General features: G+C 72.4%; 17 protein-coding genes and 1 tRNA gene. 6 read left to right on the top strand and 12 right to left on the bottom strand.

The window, feature by feature from the left end:
- Nucleotides 1-8 precede the first annotated feature (8 nt).
- From ASD18_RS16590 to ASD18_RS16575, 4 genes are read left to right on the top strand one after another with little or no spacing between them, the layout of a single operon-like run.
- Complete coding sequence (locus ASD18_RS16590; RefSeq protein WP_056094632.1) at nt 9-3,206, top strand: NAD(P)-binding protein; 3,198 nt, start codon at nt 9-11, stop codon at nt 3,204-3,206.
- On the top strand, nt 3,203-4,231 hold the full coding sequence (locus ASD18_RS16585) for an ABC transporter substrate-binding protein (protein ID WP_056094629.1): 1,029 nt from the start codon (nt 3,203-3,205) through the stop codon (nt 4,229-4,231). Before ASD18_RS16590 ends, ASD18_RS16585 begins: the two co-directional genes overlap by 4 nt.
- A complete protein-coding gene (locus ASD18_RS16580) occupies nt 4,209-4,988 on the top strand; it encodes an ABC transporter permease (protein ID WP_056094625.1) in 780 nt (259 codons plus the stop codon). The genes ASD18_RS16585 and ASD18_RS16580 overlap by 23 nt, the downstream gene beginning before the upstream one ends.
- On the top strand, nt 4,985-5,566 hold the full coding sequence (locus ASD18_RS16575) for an ATP-binding cassette domain-containing protein (RefSeq protein WP_056094622.1): 582 nt from the start codon (nt 4,985-4,987) through the stop codon (nt 5,564-5,566). The genes ASD18_RS16580 and ASD18_RS16575 overlap by 4 nt, the downstream gene beginning before the upstream one ends.
- Nucleotides 5,567-5,578: 12 nt before the next feature.
- Here ASD18_RS16575 and ASD18_RS16570 read toward each other — a convergent pair whose 3' ends face one another.
- Nucleotides 5,579-6,001 carry an SRPBCC family protein gene (locus tag ASD18_RS16570; RefSeq protein WP_056094619.1) on the bottom strand — a complete coding sequence of 141 codons (423 nt, stop codon included), beginning with the start codon at nt 5,999-6,001 and terminating at the stop codon, nt 5,579-5,581.
- A gap of 59 nt (nt 6,002-6,060) precedes the next feature.
- Here ASD18_RS16570 and ASD18_RS16565 point away from each other — a divergent pair, with 59 nt between their 5' ends.
- On the top strand, nt 6,061-6,678 hold the full coding sequence (locus ASD18_RS16565; RefSeq protein ID WP_056094615.1) for a GNAT family N-acetyltransferase: 618 nt from the start codon (nt 6,061-6,063) through the stop codon (nt 6,676-6,678).
- A gap of 393 nt (nt 6,679-7,071) precedes the next feature.
- A complete protein-coding gene (locus ASD18_RS16560; RefSeq protein WP_082574159.1) occupies nt 7,072-8,382 on the top strand; it encodes a vanadium-dependent haloperoxidase in 1,311 nt (436 codons plus the stop codon).
- 201 nt (nt 8,383-8,583) lie between these two features.
- On the opposite strand, the gene ASD18_RS16555 is transcribed toward ASD18_RS16560, so the two are convergent.
- The 11 genes from ASD18_RS16555 to ASD18_RS16505 form a co-directional block, all read right to left on the bottom strand.
- Nucleotides 8,584-8,657 (bottom strand) — tRNA-Pro (locus ASD18_RS16555).
- A gap of 27 nt (nt 8,658-8,684) precedes the next feature.
- The gene (locus tag ASD18_RS16550; RefSeq protein WP_056094610.1) at nt 8,685-9,728 is read right to left on the bottom strand and encodes a hypothetical protein; all 1,044 of its coding nucleotides are present in this window, start codon (nt 9,726-9,728) and stop codon (nt 8,685-8,687) included.
- Nucleotides 9,725-11,200: a ribosome biogenesis GTPase Der gene (der, locus tag ASD18_RS16545; protein WP_056094607.1), complete on the bottom strand. Its 1,476-nt coding sequence runs from the start codon at nt 11,198-11,200 to the stop codon at nt 9,725-9,727. Before der ends, ASD18_RS16550 begins: the two co-directional genes overlap by 4 nt.
- A gap of 56 nt (nt 11,201-11,256) precedes the next feature.
- Nucleotides 11,257-12,066: a bifunctional 2-polyprenyl-6-hydroxyphenol methylase/3-demethylubiquinol 3-O-methyltransferase UbiG gene (locus ASD18_RS16540; protein WP_056094604.1), complete on the bottom strand. Its 810-nt coding sequence runs from the start codon at nt 12,064-12,066 to the stop codon at nt 11,257-11,259.
- Nucleotides 12,063-12,752, bottom strand: a complete 690-nt coding sequence (locus tag ASD18_RS16535; protein ID WP_056094602.1) for a 1-acyl-sn-glycerol-3-phosphate acyltransferase — start codon at nt 12,750-12,752, stop codon at nt 12,063-12,065. The genes ASD18_RS16540 and ASD18_RS16535 overlap by 4 nt, the downstream gene beginning before the upstream one ends.
- Nucleotides 12,749-13,456: a (d)CMP kinase gene (gene cmk / locus ASD18_RS16530; protein WP_056094599.1), complete on the bottom strand. Its 708-nt coding sequence runs from the start codon at nt 13,454-13,456 to the stop codon at nt 12,749-12,751. Before cmk ends, ASD18_RS16535 begins: the two co-directional genes overlap by 4 nt.
- On the bottom strand, nt 13,438-14,547 hold the full coding sequence (locus ASD18_RS16525) for a prephenate dehydrogenase (protein WP_056094597.1): 1,110 nt from the start codon (nt 14,545-14,547) through the stop codon (nt 13,438-13,440). Before ASD18_RS16525 ends, cmk begins: the two co-directional genes overlap by 19 nt.
- On the bottom strand, nt 14,544-16,013 hold the full coding sequence (locus tag ASD18_RS21785) for a pseudouridine synthase (protein WP_304438223.1): 1,470 nt from the start codon (nt 16,011-16,013) through the stop codon (nt 14,544-14,546). The genes ASD18_RS16525 and ASD18_RS21785 overlap by 4 nt, the downstream gene beginning before the upstream one ends.
- Nucleotides 16,010-16,666: an SMC-Scp complex subunit ScpB gene (gene scpB / locus ASD18_RS16515; RefSeq protein WP_056094593.1), complete on the bottom strand. Its 657-nt coding sequence runs from the start codon at nt 16,664-16,666 to the stop codon at nt 16,010-16,012. The genes ASD18_RS21785 and scpB overlap by 4 nt, the downstream gene beginning before the upstream one ends.
- Nucleotides 16,663-17,577 carry a ScpA family protein gene (locus ASD18_RS16510; RefSeq protein WP_056094590.1) on the bottom strand — a complete coding sequence of 305 codons (915 nt, stop codon included), beginning with the start codon at nt 17,575-17,577 and terminating at the stop codon, nt 16,663-16,665. Before ASD18_RS16510 ends, scpB begins: the two co-directional genes overlap by 4 nt.
- Complete coding sequence (locus ASD18_RS16505; protein WP_235522452.1) at nt 17,561-18,376, bottom strand: ParA family protein; 816 nt, start codon at nt 18,374-18,376, stop codon at nt 17,561-17,563. The genes ASD18_RS16510 and ASD18_RS16505 overlap by 17 nt, the downstream gene beginning before the upstream one ends.
- Nucleotides 18,377-18,482 lie beyond the last annotated feature (106 nt).

Genomic DNA, 18,482 nt, shown 5'->3' with positions numbered 1-18,482 from the left:
GGTCTGACGTGCGCGAGGTCACTGACGGCGCCCGGTTCACCGTCACGGTCGACGACCGCGAGATCGAGGTCCTCGACGGGCTGACGATCCTGCAGGCCCTGGCCAACGAGGGGATCGACGTCCCGTCGCTGTGCCACGACATCCGGCTCAAGCGGTCGAACGGCAGCTGTGGCCTGTGCGTCGTCGAGCTCGGGACGTCGACCCCGAGGGACGTGAAGGCGTGCCTCACCCCCGTGACCCCCGGCATGGTGATCACCACCCACTCGCCGCGCCTCGACGCCTACCGCAAGGTGCGCCTCGAGCAGCTGCTGTGCGACCACAACGCCGACTGCGTGGCGCCGTGCGTCGTCGCCTGTCCGGGCAGCATCGACATCCAGACGTACCTGAGCCACGTCGCGGACGGCAACTACGAGGCCGCCATCCGCGTGATCCGGGACCGGAACCCCTTCCCGTCGGTGTGCGGCCGCGTGTGCCCCCACCCGTGCGAGTCGGAGTGCCGGCGCAACCTCACCGACGAGCCGGTCGCCATCAACGCGGTCAAGCGGTTCGCGTCCGACTGGGACATGGCCCGCGAGTCGCCGTGGATCCCGCGGGTCGCCGAGCCCACCGGCAAGCGGATCGCCGTCGTCGGCGCCGGACCGTCCGGCCTGTCGGCTGCCTACTACAGCGCGCTCGCGGGGCACGCCGTGACCGTGTTCGAGAAGCAGGACCACGCCGGCGGAATGACGCGCTACGGCATCCCCGAGTACCGGCTGCCCAAGACCACGCTCGACCAGGAGATCGGCGTCATCCAGAGCATGGGCGTCGAGATCGTCACCGGTCAGGCGCTCGGCACGCACCTGCGGCTGGAGGACCTGCAGCGCGACTTCGACTCGGTCTACCTGGCGATCGGCTCCTGGCGCGCGTCGCCGCTGCGGGTCGACGGCGAGACCCTAGACGGCGTCTGGCTCGGCATCCACTACCTGGAGCAGGTCACCAAGGGCGTCGAGGTCCCGCTCGGCGACGACGTCGTGGTCCTCGGCGGCGGGAACACGGCGATCGACTGCGCGCGCACCGCCCTGCGTCAGGGGGCCACGAACGTCAGGCTCGTCTATCGACGCACCCGCGAGGAGATGCCGGCCGAGCCGTTCGAGGTCGAGGAGGCGCTGCTCGAAGGCATCGAGATGGTCTTCCTCACCGCGCCGACGAGGATCAGCGCGGGCGACGAGGGCCTGCAGCTGCACTGCCTGACGATGGAGCTCGGCGAGCCGGACCGTTCGGGTCGTCGCCGGCCGGTGGCCGTCGAGGGCAGCGACTTCGTCATCGCGGCCGACACCATCATCGGGGCCATCGGTCAGAGCACCGACACCGGCTTCCTGTTCAACGACCTCCCGGTCCGGCTGAACGAGTGGGGGGACGTCGACATCGACGGCCACACCATGCAGACGAGCGAGGGGAAGATCTTCTCCGGCGGCGACTGCGTGACCGGGCCGGCGACCGTGATCCAGGCCGTGGCGGCGGGGCGACGTGCGGCCCACGCGATGGACGAGTTCGTCACCCGCGGATCCGTGCGCCCCAGCCAGGAGGACTACACCTGCAGCCGCGGGTCGCTCGAGGACCTGCCTCGCGCGGAGTTCGAGGACCTCCCCCGGCTCGCCCGCGCCACGATGCCCTCGCTCGTGCCCTCGCAGCGGACCGGCAGCTTCGCGGAGGTCGAGCGGGGCCTGACCGAGGAGCAGGCCCGAGCCGAGGCCGCCCGCTGCCTGCGCTGCGGCTGCGGCACGCAGAACGCCTGCTCGCTGCGTCAGGAAGCCAGCGCCCACCAGGTCGTGTTCGCCACGCCCCTGCACGTGCGCCCGTACGTCCCGCTGACCCAGGACCACCCCTTCATCGTCCGCGACGACAACAAGTGCATCTCGTGCGGGCTGTGCGTCGCCGCCTGCGCCGAGATCGAGGGCCCGGGAGTCCTGGCGTTCCAGTTCCGCGAGGGCCGGCTGACCGTCGGCACGCACGACGGCCAGCCCCTCGGACTGACGGACTGCGTCTCGTGCGGCCAGTGCGTCCGCGCCTGCCCGTGCGGCGCGCTGGACTACGTGCGCGAGCGCGGTGACGTGTTCACGGCCATCAACGACCCGGCGAAGGTCGTCGTCGGGTTCGTCGCCCCGGCCGTCCGCAGCGTCGTCGCCGAGCACTTCGGGCTGCCGTTCGACGAGGCGTCCGCCTACATCGCCGGTCTGATGCGCAGGATCGGCTTCGACAAGGTCTTCGACTTCACCTTCGCCGCCGACCTCACGATCATGGAGGAGACCACGGAGTTCTTGGGCCGGGTCTCGTCCGGTGGCGTGATGCCGCACTTCACGTCGTGCTGCCCCGGCTGGGTCAACCTCGTCGAGCGCCGCTTCCCTGATCTGATCCCCCACCTGTCGAGCTGTAAGTCGCCGCAGCAGATGATGGGGGCGACGGTGAAGAACCACTTCGCCCAGCAGGCCGGCGTGAGTCTCGACGAGCTGTACGTGGTGTCGATCGTCCCGTGCCTGGCCAAGAAGTACGAGGCCGCCCGCCCGGAGTTCGCGCCGGAGGGCGTGCGCGACGTCGACGCCGTGCTCACGACCACCGAGTTCCTCGAGATGGTCGAGATGCTGCGCCTCGAGCCGGCCGACATCACGCCGGCGGAGTTCGACGAGCCGTACAAGCGGGTCACCGGCGCCGGGATCCTGTTCGGCGCCTCGGGCGGAGTGGCGGAGGCCACGCTGCGGATGGCGGTCGAGAAGCTCACGGGCGAGCCGCTGCTCGACAAGCTCGACTTCGAGGAGGTCCGCGGCTTCGAGGGCATCAAGGAGACGACCGTGACCGGCGGCGGCGTGACCGTGCGCGTGGCGGTGGTCTCCGGCCTGAACAACATCGAGCCTCTCGCCCGGCGCATCGCCGCAGGTGAGGACGTGGGCTACGACCTCATCGAGGTCATGGCGTGCCCGGGTGGCTGCATCAACGGTGCCGGACACCCTGTCCCCGGCAGGGCCGGCGAGATGGCGGCCCGGCAGAAGGTGCTGGTCAACATCGACCGCACCTCGAGCCTGCGCAAGTCCCACGAGAACCCGGACGTCCTGCGGTTGTACGACGAGTTCTACGGGGAACCCAACTCCGAGGCCGCCCACCATCTCCTGCACACGAGCTATGCCCCGTTCCGGGACGCAGCAGTCAGTCCCGACCGAGAGGTGATCCGATGAAGCGCGTCGCGGGGGTCGCAGCGGCACTGCTGTGCACGATCGGCCTGCTCGCCGGCTGCAGCGGCATCACACCCGCGGCGGCGCCCCCGGCCGCCACCACGGCTGTGCCCACCGCCGATCCGACGACGATCCGCGTCGCGTCGCTCAAGGGCCCCACGACGATGGGGCTGGTGCACCTGATGAGCGAGGCGGCGTCCGGAGAGGGCACCGGGGACTACCGCGTGACGATGTACGGCACGCCGGACGAGGTCGTGCCACTGGTCGTGCAGGGCGAGGTCGACGTCGCCCTGCTCCCGTCCAACCTGGCCGCCGTCCTGTACAACAAGACGCTCGACGACGACGACGCCCAGATCCAGGCGGCCGCGATCACCACCCTCGGGGTCCTGGACGTCCTCGAGGCCGGAGACACGGTGCACAGCATCGCGGACCTGGCCGGCAAGACCGTCTACGCCTCCGGCAAGGGTGCCTCGCCGCAGTACGTGCTGGAGCACCTGCTGACCAGCAACGGCCTCGACCCGGCGACCGACCTCACGATCGAGTACCGCAGCGAGCACACGGAGGTCGCGGCCCTGCTGGCGACGACGCCGGGCGCGATCGCCCTGCTGCCCCAGCCCTTCGCCACAGTCGTGACGACGCAGAACTCGAGCATCCGCACCGCACTCGACCTCACCGACGAGTGGGCGAAGGTCAGCCCGGACTCCGAGCTGGTCACCGGTGTCGTGGTGGTCCGTGCCGCGTTCGTCGAGGAGCACCCGGATGCCGTCGCGGACTTCCTCACCGACTACGAGGCGTCCACGCGGTTCACCAACGAGCACCCCGCCGAGGCGGCCGTCCTCATCGCTGAGGCCGGCATCGTCCCGGCGGCGCCGATCGCCGAGGCCGCCATCCCCTCGTCCCACATCACCTTCATCGACGGCGCCGGGCTCAAGAGCCTCCTGGGCGGCTACCTCCAGGTGCTGTTCGACGCCGATCCGGCCTCCGTCGGTGGGAGCGTGCCCGGGGATGACTTCTACCTCCGCCGCTGAGAGCACGGCGACGCTCGCCCGGGGGGCCGTGCGCCCCCTGGCGGTCGTCGTGTTCTGGGTCGTCGTCTGGCAGGTCTCGGCCCTGGCCGTCGGGCACGAGGTGCTCCTGGCCTCGCCCGGCAGCGTCGTCGTCCGGCTCGGCGAGCTGAGCCTGACGGCGGACTTCTGGGGCACCGTCTGGTCCTCGTTCGTCCGCATCGCCGGTGGCTTCGCCGCTGCCTCCGTCCTCGGCACGCTCGGGGCGATGTTGGCGGCCTCGTCCCGGGTCGTCGACGCCCTCGTCACCCCGGCGCTCGCCGCCGTCCGCAGCGCTCCGGTGGTGAGCTTCATCATCCTCGTGCTGATCTGGGTGAGCAGCGACCAGCTCGCGCTGGTCATCAGCTTCCTCATGGTCCTGCCGATCATCTACACCAACGTCCTGGAGGGCATCCGGCACCGCGACCGCGCACTCCTGGAGGTCGCCGACGTGTTCCGGGTGCCGCGGCTGCGGCGGCTGCCCGCCGTGGACCTCCCCGCCGTCCTGCCGTTCTTCACCGCCGCCTGCCGCATCGGGGTCGGCCTGGCCTGGAAGAGCGGCATCGCCGCCGAGGTCATCGGCCTCGCCGAGGGCAGCATCGGCGAGCGGCTCTACGAGGCGAAGATCCTGCTCAGCAGTGCCGACCTGTTCGCGTGGACCGCCGTGATCATCACGGTGAGCTTCGCGGTCGAGAAGCTCCTGGTGGCGGCCCTGCGCCACGTCGAGAGGCGCCTCGCGTGATCGCGCTCCGCGGCATCAGCCACCGCTTCGGCGCCCAGCTGGTGCTGGACGACCTCGACCTCGACCTGGACGAGGGCCGAGTCACCGCGCTGACCGGGCCCAACGGGTCCGGCAAGACGACTCTCTCCCGCTTCCTGCTCGGCCTGTCCGTCCCCGACACCGGTGAGGTCCGGGGAATGGGCGGCCGCCGCCGCGCCGCCGTCTTCCAGGAGAACCGGCTCTGCGAGCAGCTCTCGGCCGTCGGCAACGTGCGCCTGGTCCTGCCCCGCTCCACCCCGTCGAGCGCGGTCGCTGCCGACCTGCGCCGCGCCGGCCTGGACGACCCGGACCTCGCCAAGCCGGTACGCGACCTGTCGGGCGGGCAGCGGCGCCGGGTGGCGATCGTCCGGGCGGTGCTGGCCGAGGCCGATCTCCTCGTCCTGGACGAGCCCTTCACGGGCCTCGACGCCCTGGGCAAGGTGCAGGTGATGGCCTGGGTCCGTGACCGTTGCGCCGGGCAGACGACACTCCTGATCACCCACGACCTCGCCGAGGCGCGCTGGTTCGGCGCCCGGGTCGTCACGCTGGCGCGGCTCTGACCTCGCCGGGACTCACGTGGTCTCCGCGGCCCGCTTGATCGAGGCGGCCTCCGTCTCGACGTACCGCTGGGTCAGCGACCGCGTCGCGAGCCAGCCCACCCCGGACAACGGACCCGACACGCTCAGGGCGAGGGTGAGCCGGCTCCCGTCCGGGTGCGGCTCGACGACGTGCGAGGCGGTGATGGTGACGCCCGGCGAGCTCGACTCCCAGGTGTACGACGACCCGCCGACCAGCTCGGTGACCGTCCACACCGCTGGGGACAGCCGTGGCTGCTGCAACCGGGTCCGGGAGCCGACGACGAGCGGTCCGTCGTCCAGCCGCTCCACGGTGTCGACCGTGGGGATCCGCTCGGGCCAGCGCTCGACATCGACGACCACCGCCCAGACCCTCTCGGGCGGGGCCGCGATGGTGACGGCGTGCTCCAGGCCACGCATGCGCCGAGTCTAGTGACGGGGGCCTGCCACTCTGGAGGCCACGGGACTATCTTCGCGGGATGGGCGATCGGGACATCGTGGTCGACGGTTTTCGGATCGAGCCACTCAGTCCTGCGACCTGGGACGCGTTCGCGGACCTGGCCGAACGTCACAACGGCGTGTGGGGCGGCTGCTGGTGCACCTACTTCCATCTCTACCCCGACCCCACGGACGAGCGACGCGCGCTCGGCCACCGTGAGTTCAAGCGACAGCTCGTCGAGGCCGGTCGCGCACACGCGGCACTGGTGCTCGACGGCGACGTCGCGGTGGCGTGGGCCCAGTATGGGACGGTCGACGAGCTGCAGAACATCCACCACCGCAAGGAGTGGGAGCAGGGCGTCCCCCGCAGACCGGACTTCCGGATCACCTGCCTGTTCGTGGACCGCGACTACCGACGCAAGGGGATGGCATCGGTCGCGGTCCGCGGTGCACTCGCGCTGATCTCCGCAGCAGGGGGCGGCCTGGTGGAGTCGTACCCGCACGACCTGCCACCGGGCAAGAAGACGTCGGCGTCATTCCTCTACAACGCGACGCGGACCATGTACGAACAACTCGGCTTCACGTACCAGCGGCCCAAGGGCAAGGGCAACTGCGTGATGACCGCCGATGTCCCGGCCGACACGCAGGACCCGTCCTGACCGTCACCCACCGCACGGTCGACCACGTGGGATCGACGTACCGGATCCGGCACTGATCAGCAGAGCTGCCGTCCGCTCCAGAGGCGGCGGGTGCCAGGTCCTAGCGACGGTGGGATCGGGGTCAACCTCGGCCGCTACAGCGACGTCACGATCGTGCTCTCGCGATTCGAAGCTGTCCCACCAATCGTCGTGCGGGCGTGAGTCAGGCACTGTCCAGAGTTCTCGGAGACAGCGCCTCACCCCGAGACGGCACTCGGATTCTTGTCACGCTCTAGCGCAAGAAACTCACCGTTTGCCTGGTGTCGGGCGTCTACTTGTATCGACCGGACCTGATGGCCCTGCCGATGTCTCGGGTTGCCCGAGGCATACGAAAGCCAGCCGAAGGAGACAACGATGTCCAGGCGCAGAATCAGCTCCCCGCAAGCACGCAGCCTCGGTGGCCGTCGATGGCGCGCCCCCGCCGTCGTGGCGGCGCTCGCCGTCGGCTGCACGATGGCCGGTTCCGGGGTCGCCGTCGCCGGCGACCACCCCCACGGCGCCCCGGACCTGTTCGTCGCCGCGTGGGACCTCACGGCCACCCAAGCCCTCGCCGCCGCGGGGTTCAACCCCGTCGAGAGCCACGTGATGTTCGCCTACGTCGCGATCGCGGAGTACGACGCCGCGGTGGCGGTCCACGGCCACGGCGACCACTTCGCCGTGGACGCCGACGCACCCCGCGGCGCGTCCGCCGAGGCGGCGGTGTCGACCGCTGCGCACCGGGTCCTGGCTCACTACCTGCCCGCCCAGAAGCCGACGATCCTGGACCCGGCGTACCAGACCGCGCTCGCGTCGATCCCCGACGGCAGCGCCGAGACGGCCGGTGTCGCAGTCGGCGAGCGTGTCGCCGCGGCCTTGATCGAGCTGCGCCGCGACGACGGCTTCCGCGCCACGGTGCCCTACACGCCGCCGGTCCCGGCGCCCGTCGGAACCTGGATCCCGACCGCTCCGACCCCACCGTTGGGGACGTTCCTCCCCGGGATGCGCCCGTTCGCGCTGCGCTCGGCCGACCAGTTCCGCCCCGACGGCCCGCCGGACCTCGACAGCCGGCGGTGGGCCAAGGACTACGCCGAGGTGGCAGCGCTCGGTTCAGCCACGAGCACCGTCCGGACGCCGGACCAGACGGCGGCCGCCCGGTTCTGGGGCGAACCGCCGTTCACGCAGGCCCACGCCTCGTTCCGACTCTTCCTCGACCAGCACGACCTTGACCTGGCCGACGCCACGCGCTTCCAGGCCATTATGTCCGTGACCTACGCCGACGCCTTGATCGCCTGCTTCGACGCCAAGTACCGCTACGCGTTCTGGCGCCCGGTGACTGCGATCCCCGCTGGGGACACCGACGGGAACCGCCGCACGATCGCTGACCCGTCCTGGACGCCGCTGATCCCGACGCCGAACCACCCCGAGTACCCGAGCGCGCACAGCTGCATCACACCCGCCTCCGGGATAGTGCTCTCGAGGTTCCTGGGCACCGCGCACATCGACTTCACCGTGCCCAGCGTGACCGGCGGCGCAGCCCGGCACTTCGCGACGAGGCAGGACCTCACGAGCGAGGTCGGAAACGCCAGGATCTGGGGCGGCGTGCACTTCCGCAGCGCCGTCGACGACGGCACCGCGATCGGCGAGCGGACCGCCAAGTACGTCCTGCGCCACCATTTCGACCGGTAGGAACGCTCGGGGCCGGGCCGCGGGAAGCCACACGGTGCGGTTCGACCGGATCCAGTCCCGCGATCTCTCGTCGCACGAGCACGCCGACAGGCTCGGCGGACGCCGCGCGGACCTATCCAAGGCGCGGGCTGGACGGGGAGATCTGGCCCCGCCGAACACAACTCAGGCCTGGTGAGACACCGTCTCACCAGGCCTGATACGTCGGGCTGACAGGATTTGAACCTGCGACCCCTTGACCCCCAGTCAAGTGCGCTACCAAGCTGCGCCACAGCCCGTCGGCTCCCGCAGAAGCCTCGGAAACTCTACCCCACGGGCGAGGTCGTCCGGTCACCGGCGATCACGTCGAGTTCAGCAGCGACGACCGCGAGGATCACCAGGTCGATCGCGAGCCCGATGGTGGCGTCCCACGGCGAGAGCCGGAACAGGAAGATCTGCGTCACCAGCAGCGCGACGAGCGCGGCGCGGCGGAACCAGCGGTAGCCGGACTCGCGGTCGCGCCGGACCCGCACCAGCCCGACCACGGCGAACGCGGTCGACGCGAGCCCGCTGAGCAGCAGGCCGACGACCAGCCACACCGGCTCGTCGTCGGACGCGGACCAGCCGTAGATCCCGCGTCCGAGCGTCACGAATGACGTGGCGACCAATACGGCGACCGTCACCCACGGCACCCAGCGGGCGCGCACCAGCCACCGGGATGCGCCCACGATCCACTGCGACAGAGCACCGATCGGGTCGGGGACCTCGACGGCGTCGTGCTCCACCGCGTCGAGGAGTGCACGGACCTCGTCGGCACCGGGGGCGTCTCCCGCCCGCGACAAGTACCAGCGCGCCCGGGTCCGCTCGCGGGCGCTGAAGCCGCCCGCCAGCCCGGCGACGGCCTGGTCGGCGGCGGCCGCGAGGAACTCGGCCGGGTCGCGCGGGTGCCGGCGCTGCAGCACGTCGGCGAACAGGCCCAGGGCGATGACGACCAGGTAGATGAGGGCCGCCGTCGGCTCCCAGAAGTAGTCGTAGTCGGAGGTGACGAACTTGCCGACCTCGTCGATGAACAGCCCGAAGCCGATGCCGGAGAGCAGGACGGCGAACCGTCGCACCACCGGGCCGATGAAGGTCATCAGCACGATGAACGCCAGCGCCATGAGCAGACCGCCCCACAGCACGTGGGAGATGTGCACTCCCCCGCCGCCGAGCTGCGGGAAGCCGGTGAGGCTGAGCAGGAGTCGCGTCACGATGACCGTGGCCAGCGTGATCACCAGGAAGCCGGTGATGTGGCTGCTCGACGCGGGGTCGCGCGGCAGCCCGAGCCTCAGCAGAGGCCGCCGCCGCTGCACCGGCCCGTCGGGCGTCACCGCTTGCGCTTCTCCCGGACACGTACCGAGATCGAGATGGGCGTGCCCTCGAAGCCGAAGGTCTCGCGCAGGCGGCGCTCGATGTACCGGCGGTAGCCGGGGTCGAGGAAGCCGGTCGCGAAGATGACGAAGCGGGGCGGCCGGGTGGACGCCTGCGTCGCGAACAGGATGCGCGGCTGCTTGCCGCCGCGCAGCGGGTGCGGGTGGGCCGCGACGAGCTCACCCAGGAACGCGTTGAGTCGCCCGGTCGAGATGCGCATGTCCCACGACTCGAGCGCGCGCTCGAGCGCCGGCACCATGCGGTCCGTGTGCCAGCCGGTCTTCGCGGAGATGTTCACGCGGGGCGCCCACTGCACCTGCACGAGGTCCTGCTCGATCTCGCGCTCGAGGAACGGGCGGCGGTCCTCGTCCATGAGGTCCCACTTGTTGTACGCGATGACGAGGGCGCGGCCCGCCTCGATGACCTGCGTGATCACGCGCGTGTCCTGCTCGGTGAGCTTCACGGAGGCGTCGACCAGGACGACGGCGACCTCGGCCTTCTCGATCGCGGCCTGCGTGCGCAGCGAGGCGTAGAAGTCGGCACCGGACGTCTGGTGCACACGACGCCGGATCCCGGCGGTGTCGACGAAGACCCAGGGCTTGCCCTTGAGCGCGACGAGCTCGTCGACCGGGTCGCGCGTGGTGCCGGCGACGGAGTCGACGACGACGCGCTCGGCGCCGAGCACCTTGTTCAGCAGCGAGGACTTGCCGACGTTGGGGCGGCCGACCAGCGCGACGCGGCGGGGTCCGTCGGGGATCGGTGTGCCGTGCGCGGAGACCTCGGGCAGCGCGTCGATGGCGGCGTCCAGCAGGTCGCCGGTGCCGCGGCCGTGCAGCGCGGAGACGGGGAACGGCTCGCCCAGCCCGAGCGACCAGAGGTTGGCGGCATCGGCCTCGCCGGCGGGTCCGTCGACCTTGTTGGCGCAGAGCACCACGGGCTTGCCGGCCTTGCGGAGGAGCTTGACCACCTGGGTGTCGGTCTCGGTGACGCCGACGGTGGCGTCGACGACGAAGATCACGGCGTCAGCCAGCGAGATCGCGACCTCGGCCTGCTGGGCCACGCGCGCCTCGATGCCGGCCACGTCGACCTCCCAGCCGCCCGTGTCGACCAGCGTGAAGCGCGTGCCCGACCAGTCGGCGGGGTAGCTCACACGGTCGCGCGTGACGCCCGGCTTGTCCTCGACGACGGCCTCGCGGCGACCGAGGATGCGGTTGACCAGGGTCGACTTGCCGACGTTCGGGCGGCCGACGACGGCGAGCACCGGGAACACGACGACCGGCTCCTCGCCGATCTCCCCGACGTCGCCCGCGTGCAGGAGGGCAAGGTCCTCGTCCTCGAGCTCGTACTCGGTGAGCCCTGCGCGCAGAGCCCGCTCACGGTCGGCGTCGGCGGTCTCGTCGGGCAGCGCGAGGATCGGATCGGGCTCAGTCATGCGCCCATTGTCCCAGGTGCGACGACCGCAGGACGACTACCAGCAGGAGAGTCCCGTCACGGACGCCAGATCGCGGCCGCCACGTCCCGCGCCTGCTCCGAGAACGGCCCCTCGCCGAGGAGCTCGCGCAGGTCGCTCTCGAAGGAACCGAGCCGCTCGCCGAAGAGGTGCGGGGCGGAGCTGGACAGCGAGAGCACGGCGGCGACGACGTCGTCGGCGGTCCGCTCGACCACCTCACCGCGCGGGACCACGAGGCGCTCCGGTCCCCGGTAGCCGGCGGCGCGCATCACGTCCTCCTCGCCGCCCCGGGTCCCGTCCGGCAGGGTCCCGCGACCGGCACGACGGACCGGGCCGAGATAGTCGGCGACGAGCTGGTCGATGCGGTCCCACGGCGGGCGCGGGTGCGGCAGCGGGAGATCGCCGTCGAGCCCGCGGTGCGTCATCGCGGACACGTGCACCCACGCCCCGCCCGTGTCGAGCATCGTGCGCACGCGGTCGGCGACCAGGGGCTGGTCCATCCAGTGGAAGGACTGGGCGAAGACGACGACGCGGAAGGTCCCGAGGTCGGCGGGGAGCTCCTCCGCGCGTAGCTCGCGCCACTGCACCGGTGCCGACCCGGCGACGCGCGCCGCCTCGCGGAGCATCCCGGGGTCCGGGTCGACCCCGACCGACGTCGCGAACAGGGGGGCGAGCAGCAGCGTCAGTGAGCCCGGTCCGCAGCCGACGTCGAGCAGGCGGCCCGTGCCGTCCAGGCCCAGCGAGTCCCGCAGCGCGTCCGCCAGCTCCGGCGGGTACGGCATGCGGCCGACGACGTAGTGAGCGGCGGTGCCGGCGAACAGCGACCGGTCCCACTCCCACGGGGTCATCGCGGTGAGCGCTCGCGGTTCGGGTCGTCCGTGGGCAGCACCAGGCCGGTGCGGGCGACCGCGCCGTCGACGAGCTCGGCCAGCGCCACCCGGATCGCCTCGTTGGCCTGCTCCAGCGCCACCCGGCCGGACGTCCCCACGGCGCGCTCGAGGACGAGCGGTGCACCGAACTCGATCGCGAGCCGACGCCTCAGCCCGGGCACGTGACCGACGGACTCCCCCGTCCGGCGCGTGCCGAGCACCGCCACGGGCACCACCGGTGCGTGCCCGTTCAGCGCGAGCCAGGTGACCCCCGCCCGCGCGCTCGCCGCGTCGCCCTTGCCGCGGTTGCCCTCCGGGAACACCCCGACCACGCCGCCGCGCCGGAGCACCACGAGCGCGCTGTTCAGGGCGGAGCGACCGCCGTCGTGCTCCACCGGGATCTGACCCGCAGCCCGCAGCACCGCACCGACCGGACCCCAGAACATCTCCGACTTGACCAGCATGTGCGAGGGCCGCGGCGACACACCCAGCACGATCGGGCCGTCGATGATCCCGGTGTGGTTGGCGGCGAACAGGACCGGGCCGTCGGTCGGGACCAGGTGCGAGCCCACGACCTGCGTGTTCCAGACCACGCGCGCGAGGAAGCGGCCGATCCAGCGCGCCCAGCGCGGACCGCTCTCGGACGGACCGGCTGCCGTGCTCATGGGCGGGGGCCGACGACCGACTCGACGACGTCGAGCACGGCCTGCACGGTCTGGTCGAAGTCGAGGTGCGAGGAGTCGACGGTGACCACTCCGTCCGCGGCCTCGTGGAACTGCACCACGGTCGAGTCGTCGGCGTCGCGGCGGAGCACCTGGTCGCGCGTCGCCTCGACCGCGGCGGCGTCGTCGGAGCCGTGCACGTCCCGCGCGCGCCGGGCGAGCCGGGCGTCCTCGCTCGCCGTCAGCAGCACGCGCACGTCCGCGTCGGGGGCGACCACCGTCGTGATGTCCCGGCCCTCGGCGACGATCCCCGCGCGAGTGCGCGCCTCGTCGATGGCAGCCCGCTGGAGCCGGCCGAGCTCGGCACGGACCTCCAGGTTGGTGGCGACCGCGCTGACCGCCGACGAGATCGCCGTCTCGCGGATCGCCAGGCCGACGTCGACACCGCCGACATGGACGGTCGGATTCGCCGGGTCGGTGCCCATGACCAGCGGCAACGCCCGGACCTGCGCCGCGACCGCGTCGACGTCCGTGAGTGGTACGCCCCGGTCGAGGCACCACCACGTCGCCGCGCGGTACATCGCGCCGGTGTCGAGGTAGGCCAATCCCAGTGCGCTCGCCACGCCCCGCGAGACGCTCGACTTGCCGGATCCCGAGGGTCCGTCGATCGCCACGACCATCGCCCTGCTCAACTCACCAGTCTCCATCCGCGGGCCGTCAGCTCCGCCTCGAGGTGCTCCACGCTGCCGGGCAGCACCGAGATCTCCGCCATGCCGACCGGCCGACCTGCCGCGTGCTCGAGGTGCAGGTCCTCCAGGTTGACGCCCGCCTCTCCCACCTCGGTGAGCAGCCGCGCCAGCTCGCCCGGGGCGTCCGGCACCAGCACGGTGACCACACCGTACGTGCGCTGTGCTCCGCCGTGCTTGCCGGGGATCCGCGCGACGCCGGCGTTCCCGTCGGCGATCGCCTGGGCGAGCGTGGCGAGCGCGCCGAGCTCGACCGTCTCCGGACCGTCCGCCGCGGCGGCCTGGCGCAGCGCGTCGATCACGGTGTCGAGGTCGGTGCGCAGCTCCACCAGGACGTCGCGCACGGCCGACGCGTTCGCCGCCAGGATCGAGGTCCACAAGGCCGGGTCCGACGCCGCGAGGCGCGTGACGTCCCGCAGGCCCTGCCCCGCGAGGCCGAGCGCGGCCTCGTCGGTGGCCCGCAGGCGCGCGGCGACGAGGCTCGCGGCCACCTGCGGCACGTGCGAGACGGCCGCGACCGCGGCGTCGTGCGCATCGGCGTCCATCGTCACCGGCACCGCGCCGAGGTCCACGGCGAGCGCGCGCACGGCCAGCACCGCCTCGGGCGTCGACGCACCCGAGTCGGCGATCACCCACGGCCGCCCGAGGAACAGGTCCGGCACCGCGGCCGACGGTCCGGACCGCTCGCGCCCGGCCATCGGGTGAGAACCGACGTACCGCGAGAGGTCCGCGCCCGCCGCCTTGAGCTCCGCGAGCACGTACCCCTTGACGCTCGCCACGTCGGTGACGACGGCGTCCGGGTACGCCGCGAGCTCCGCGCGCACCACGTCCGCCGTGACGTCCGGCGGGGCGGCGACGACGATCAGCGTCGGCGCGGCGTCCTCCGGGCGTGACGGGCGACCGGCACCCACGTCGCGGGCGAGCGCCAGGGCGGTGCGCGACGGGTCGTGCAGGACCACCTCGACGCCGTGCGTGGTGAGAGCGAGCCCCACCGACGTGCCCAGCAGGCCGGTGCCGACGATCCGCACCGGCCCTCGCGTCGCCAGGGTCACATGCCCACCCGCGTCATCAGGGAGCCCACCTCGGTCTTCGAGAGCACGCGGGTGCGACCCGGCTTGAGGTCGCCGAGGCGGATCGGGCCGATCTGCGTGCGGACGAGCTGCGTGACCGGGTAGCCGACCTCGTCGAAGATGCGGCGCACGATGCGGTTGCGACCCTCGTGCAGCTCGATCTCCACGAGGCTGGCCTGCGGGGTCGTCTGGACGATCTGGAACTTGTCCACCTTGGCCAGGCCGTCCTCGAGCTCCACGCCCTTGATCAGCCGCGCGCCGAGCGCGGGCGTGACGCGCCCCTCGAGCTGGACCAGGTACACCTTGGTGACGCCGTGCGACGGGTGCGAGAGCCGGTTGGCCAGGTCGCCGTCGTTGGTCAGCAGGATCAGGCCCTCGGTCTCGGCGTCGAGCCGGCCGACGTGGAACAGCCGCTCCTCGCGGTCGGACACGAACTGACCGATCGACGGCCGTCCCTCGGGGTCGTGCATCGTCGAGACGACGCCCTTCGGCTTGTTCAGCGCGATCGTGATGATCGACGAGTCCAGCTGCACGCGCATGCCGTCCACGTGGATCACGGCCGTGAGCGGGTCGACGCGCACGCCGAGCTCGAGCACCGTGTTGCCGTCGACCGTCACACGGCCCGCCGAGATGAGGTCCTCGCAGGAGCGCCGCGAGCCGAGGCCGGCCGCCGCGAGCACCTTCTGCAGGCGCACGCCGTCGGGGTCGTGGACGTCGATCGTCACCTCGGGCGTGCGGCTCGGCTTCTTCGGCCGGCTCGACGCGCCATCGGTGCGGGGGCGTCCGGTCCCACCGCTGCGCGGGTACCCGGTCCCGCTCTTGGGACGCGGTGCACCGCCCCGCGACGACGATCCCGGTCCGCCTCGCGAGGCCCCGCCCGTGGCACCGCGCGAACCGCCACCCGCACCGCCGCCACTGCTCGGCGCGCCGCCCCGGTAGCCGCCGCCGTCTCGTGCGTCGCCTCCTCGGTAGCCGCCGCTGTCCCGTGAGTCGCCGCCCGAACCGCCGCGGTATCCCCCGCCGTCCCGCGAGCCACCGCCGGTGCTGCCGCCGCGGTACCCGTCGGAGCCGCCGCCTCGGGGGTCGCTGCCGCGCGAGCCCCCGGCGCTTCCGCCGCGGTACCCCTCGCCGCCGCGCGAGCCGCCCGTGCTACCGCCGCGGTAGCCCTCTCCGCCGCGCGAGCCGCCCGTGCTGCCACCCCGGTAGCCCTCGCCGCCGCCCGTGCTCCCGCGGTAGCCCTCGCCGCCACCGGCCCCGCGGTAGCCGCCGCCGGACCCGCCGGTGCTGCCGCCCCGGTAGCCACCGGCGCTGCCGCCGCGGCTCGCGCCGGACCCGCTACCACCGCGCGGTGCGCCCGAGCCGCTGCCGCCCCTGGGCGCGCCGCTCCTGCCGCCGGACTGGCCACCGGACGAACCGGAGCCACCTGACCGTCGTTCCTGCGGGCTCATCTGCTGTCTCCGATCGCCTGGTCGACACCCTCGAAGGAGTCGATGTCCGGCAGGTAGGGCGCGAGCGGGGGCATCTCGTCCAGGCTGGACAGCCCCATCCGCTCCAAGAAGTATCCCGTGGTCTGGTAGAGCACCGCACCGCTGGACGGATCCGTGCCCACCTCGGCCACGAGGCCGCGCGTGGTCAGCGTGCGCACGACACCGTCGACGTTCACGCCGCGGACCGCGGACACCTGACCGCGGGTCACCGGCTGCCGGTAGGCGATGACGGCGAGCGTCTCGAGCGCGGCCTGGGTGAGGCGGGCCGTCTGCCCCTCGAGCACGAACCGGCCGACGACGTCCGCGTACACCGGCGCCGAGTAGATCCGCCAGCCGTCCCCCACCCGACGCACCTCGAACCCGCGCGGCCGACCGCCGTGCTCGCCGCGGTACTCGGCAGCGAGCTCCTCGAGGAGCGCCTCGACCCGGGCGGTCGGCAGCGCCATCACCGTCGCCAGCCGGACGGCCGCGATGGGCTCGTCGGCCACCATGAGCACGGCCTCCAGCGCGGCCAGGGCGCCACCGGGCAGGTCGTCGACGTCGAACGCGAGCTCGTCGGCCGCGGCCGTCTCCGACTCCGTCTGGTCGTCCTCGGGAACCGTCTGCTCGGTCATGCGTCCTCCTCGGCTGCCCCGTCGCGGGCCAGCTCTGCGTCGAGTGTGGTGTCGAGCGTGTCGAAGTCGTCGGACACCTCGATCTCGCCCTCCTCGGATCCCGTCCACCGCACGGTCAGCTCGCCCAGCGGCGTGACCTGGTCGAACGCGACCGCCCCCTCCCGGAAGAGCTCCAGCAGGGCGAGGAACCGCGCGACGACGACCACCGTCGCGCCCGCGTCGGCCGTCAGCGCCCGGAACGACATCGCCCCGCCGTGCCGCAGACGGTCGACCAGGACGGCGGCCTGCTCCCGGACGCTGACGGCAGGAGCGTGCAGGTGGCTGATGTCGACACCGGGCGGGGCCGCCTTGGGCTGCTCCGCCTTCGCCGCCAGCGCCGCCAGCTGCTCCGGGCCGATCTGCCAGATCAGCTCCGGCAGCAGCGCGGCCAGGTGCGGTTCGAGCGAGACCAGCCGCGGGAACCGCCGGCCCTCGGTGGCGAACCGCTCGGCCAGGTCCGCCGCGACCAGCTTGTACGCGCGGTACTGCAGCAGCCGGGCGAAGAGCAGGTCGCGGGCCTCGAGCAGCTCCAGGTCCTCGGCGTCCTCGACGTCGGCGGACGGCAGCAGCCGGGCGGCCTTGAGGTCCAGGAGGGTCGCGGCGATGACCAGGAACTCGCTGGCCTGGCCGAGGTCCCACTGCTTCTCGGCGCCGCGGATGTGGGCGATGAACTCGTCGGTGACCTGCGCGAGCGCGACCTCGGTGATGTCGAGCTTGTGCTTGGCGATCAGGCCGAGCAGGAGGTCGAACGGGCCGCTGAAGTTGGTGAGGTGGACCTCGAACGCACTCGTGCCCACGGGCGCGCTCGCACCCGTCGGACCGGAGGCCGACTGCTCGGGCGGGACCGCGCGCTCGTCAGGCGGCGTCGCCACGGGCGACGAGCTCACGTGCCAGCTGACGGTAGGCCGCCGCACCGGAGTGCGTCGGGGCGTACGTGGTGATCGGCTCGGCGGCGACGGTGGCGTCGGGGAACTTCACCGTGCGGCTGATGACCGTGTGCAGCAGGGTCTCGCCGAACGCCTCGTTGACGCGCGCGACGACTTCGCGGGCGTGCAGCGTGCGCGGGTCGTACATGGTCGCCAGGATGCCGTCGACCTCGAGGCGCGGGTTCAGCCGGTCGCGCACCTTCTCGATGGTCTCCACGAGCAGCGCGACGCCGCGCAGGGCGAAGAACTCGCACTCCAGCGGGATGAGCACGCCGTGCGCGGCGGTGAGCGCGTTGACAGTGAGCAGGCCGAGCGACGGCTGGCAGTCGATCATCACGACGTCGTAGTCGTCGAGGATCGGGCGCAGCGTGCGGGCCAGCACGGACTCGCGGGCCACCTCGCCCACCAGCTGCACCTCGGCGGCCGACAGGTCGATGTTGGCGGGCAGCAGGTCCAGGCCGGGGGTCGCGGTGTGCTGGATGATCGAGCGGATGTCCGCGTCCCGCTCCATGAGCAGGTTGTAGACCGTGCGGTCCAGCTCGTGCGGGCTGATGCCGAGACCCACCGAGGCGGCGCCCTGCGGGTCGAAGTCGACGATGAGCACCTTGCGGCCGTACTCGGCGAGCGCGGCGGCCAGGTTGATGGTGGTCGTCGTCTTGCCGACGCCACCCTTCTGGTTGCACAGCGCGATGACGCGCGCGGGACCGTGGGAGGCGAGAGGCGGGGGGTCGGGGAACGCGGGCATCGGCCGCCCGACGGCGTCGAGCTGCGGGTCGGTCGTCTGCTGGCTCACCACGCGGGACAACCTACCGGAGCACGGACCCCGATGACCGCGCGACAGTCCGAGGGGC

This window comes from Cellulomonas sp. Root137, assembly GCF_001426725.1.
Lineage (GTDB): Bacteria > Actinomycetota > Actinomycetes > Actinomycetales > Cellulomonadaceae > Cellulomonas.
Note: the sequence above shows the minus strand (reverse complement) of the source record. Positions and strands in the feature narration are given on the sequence as shown.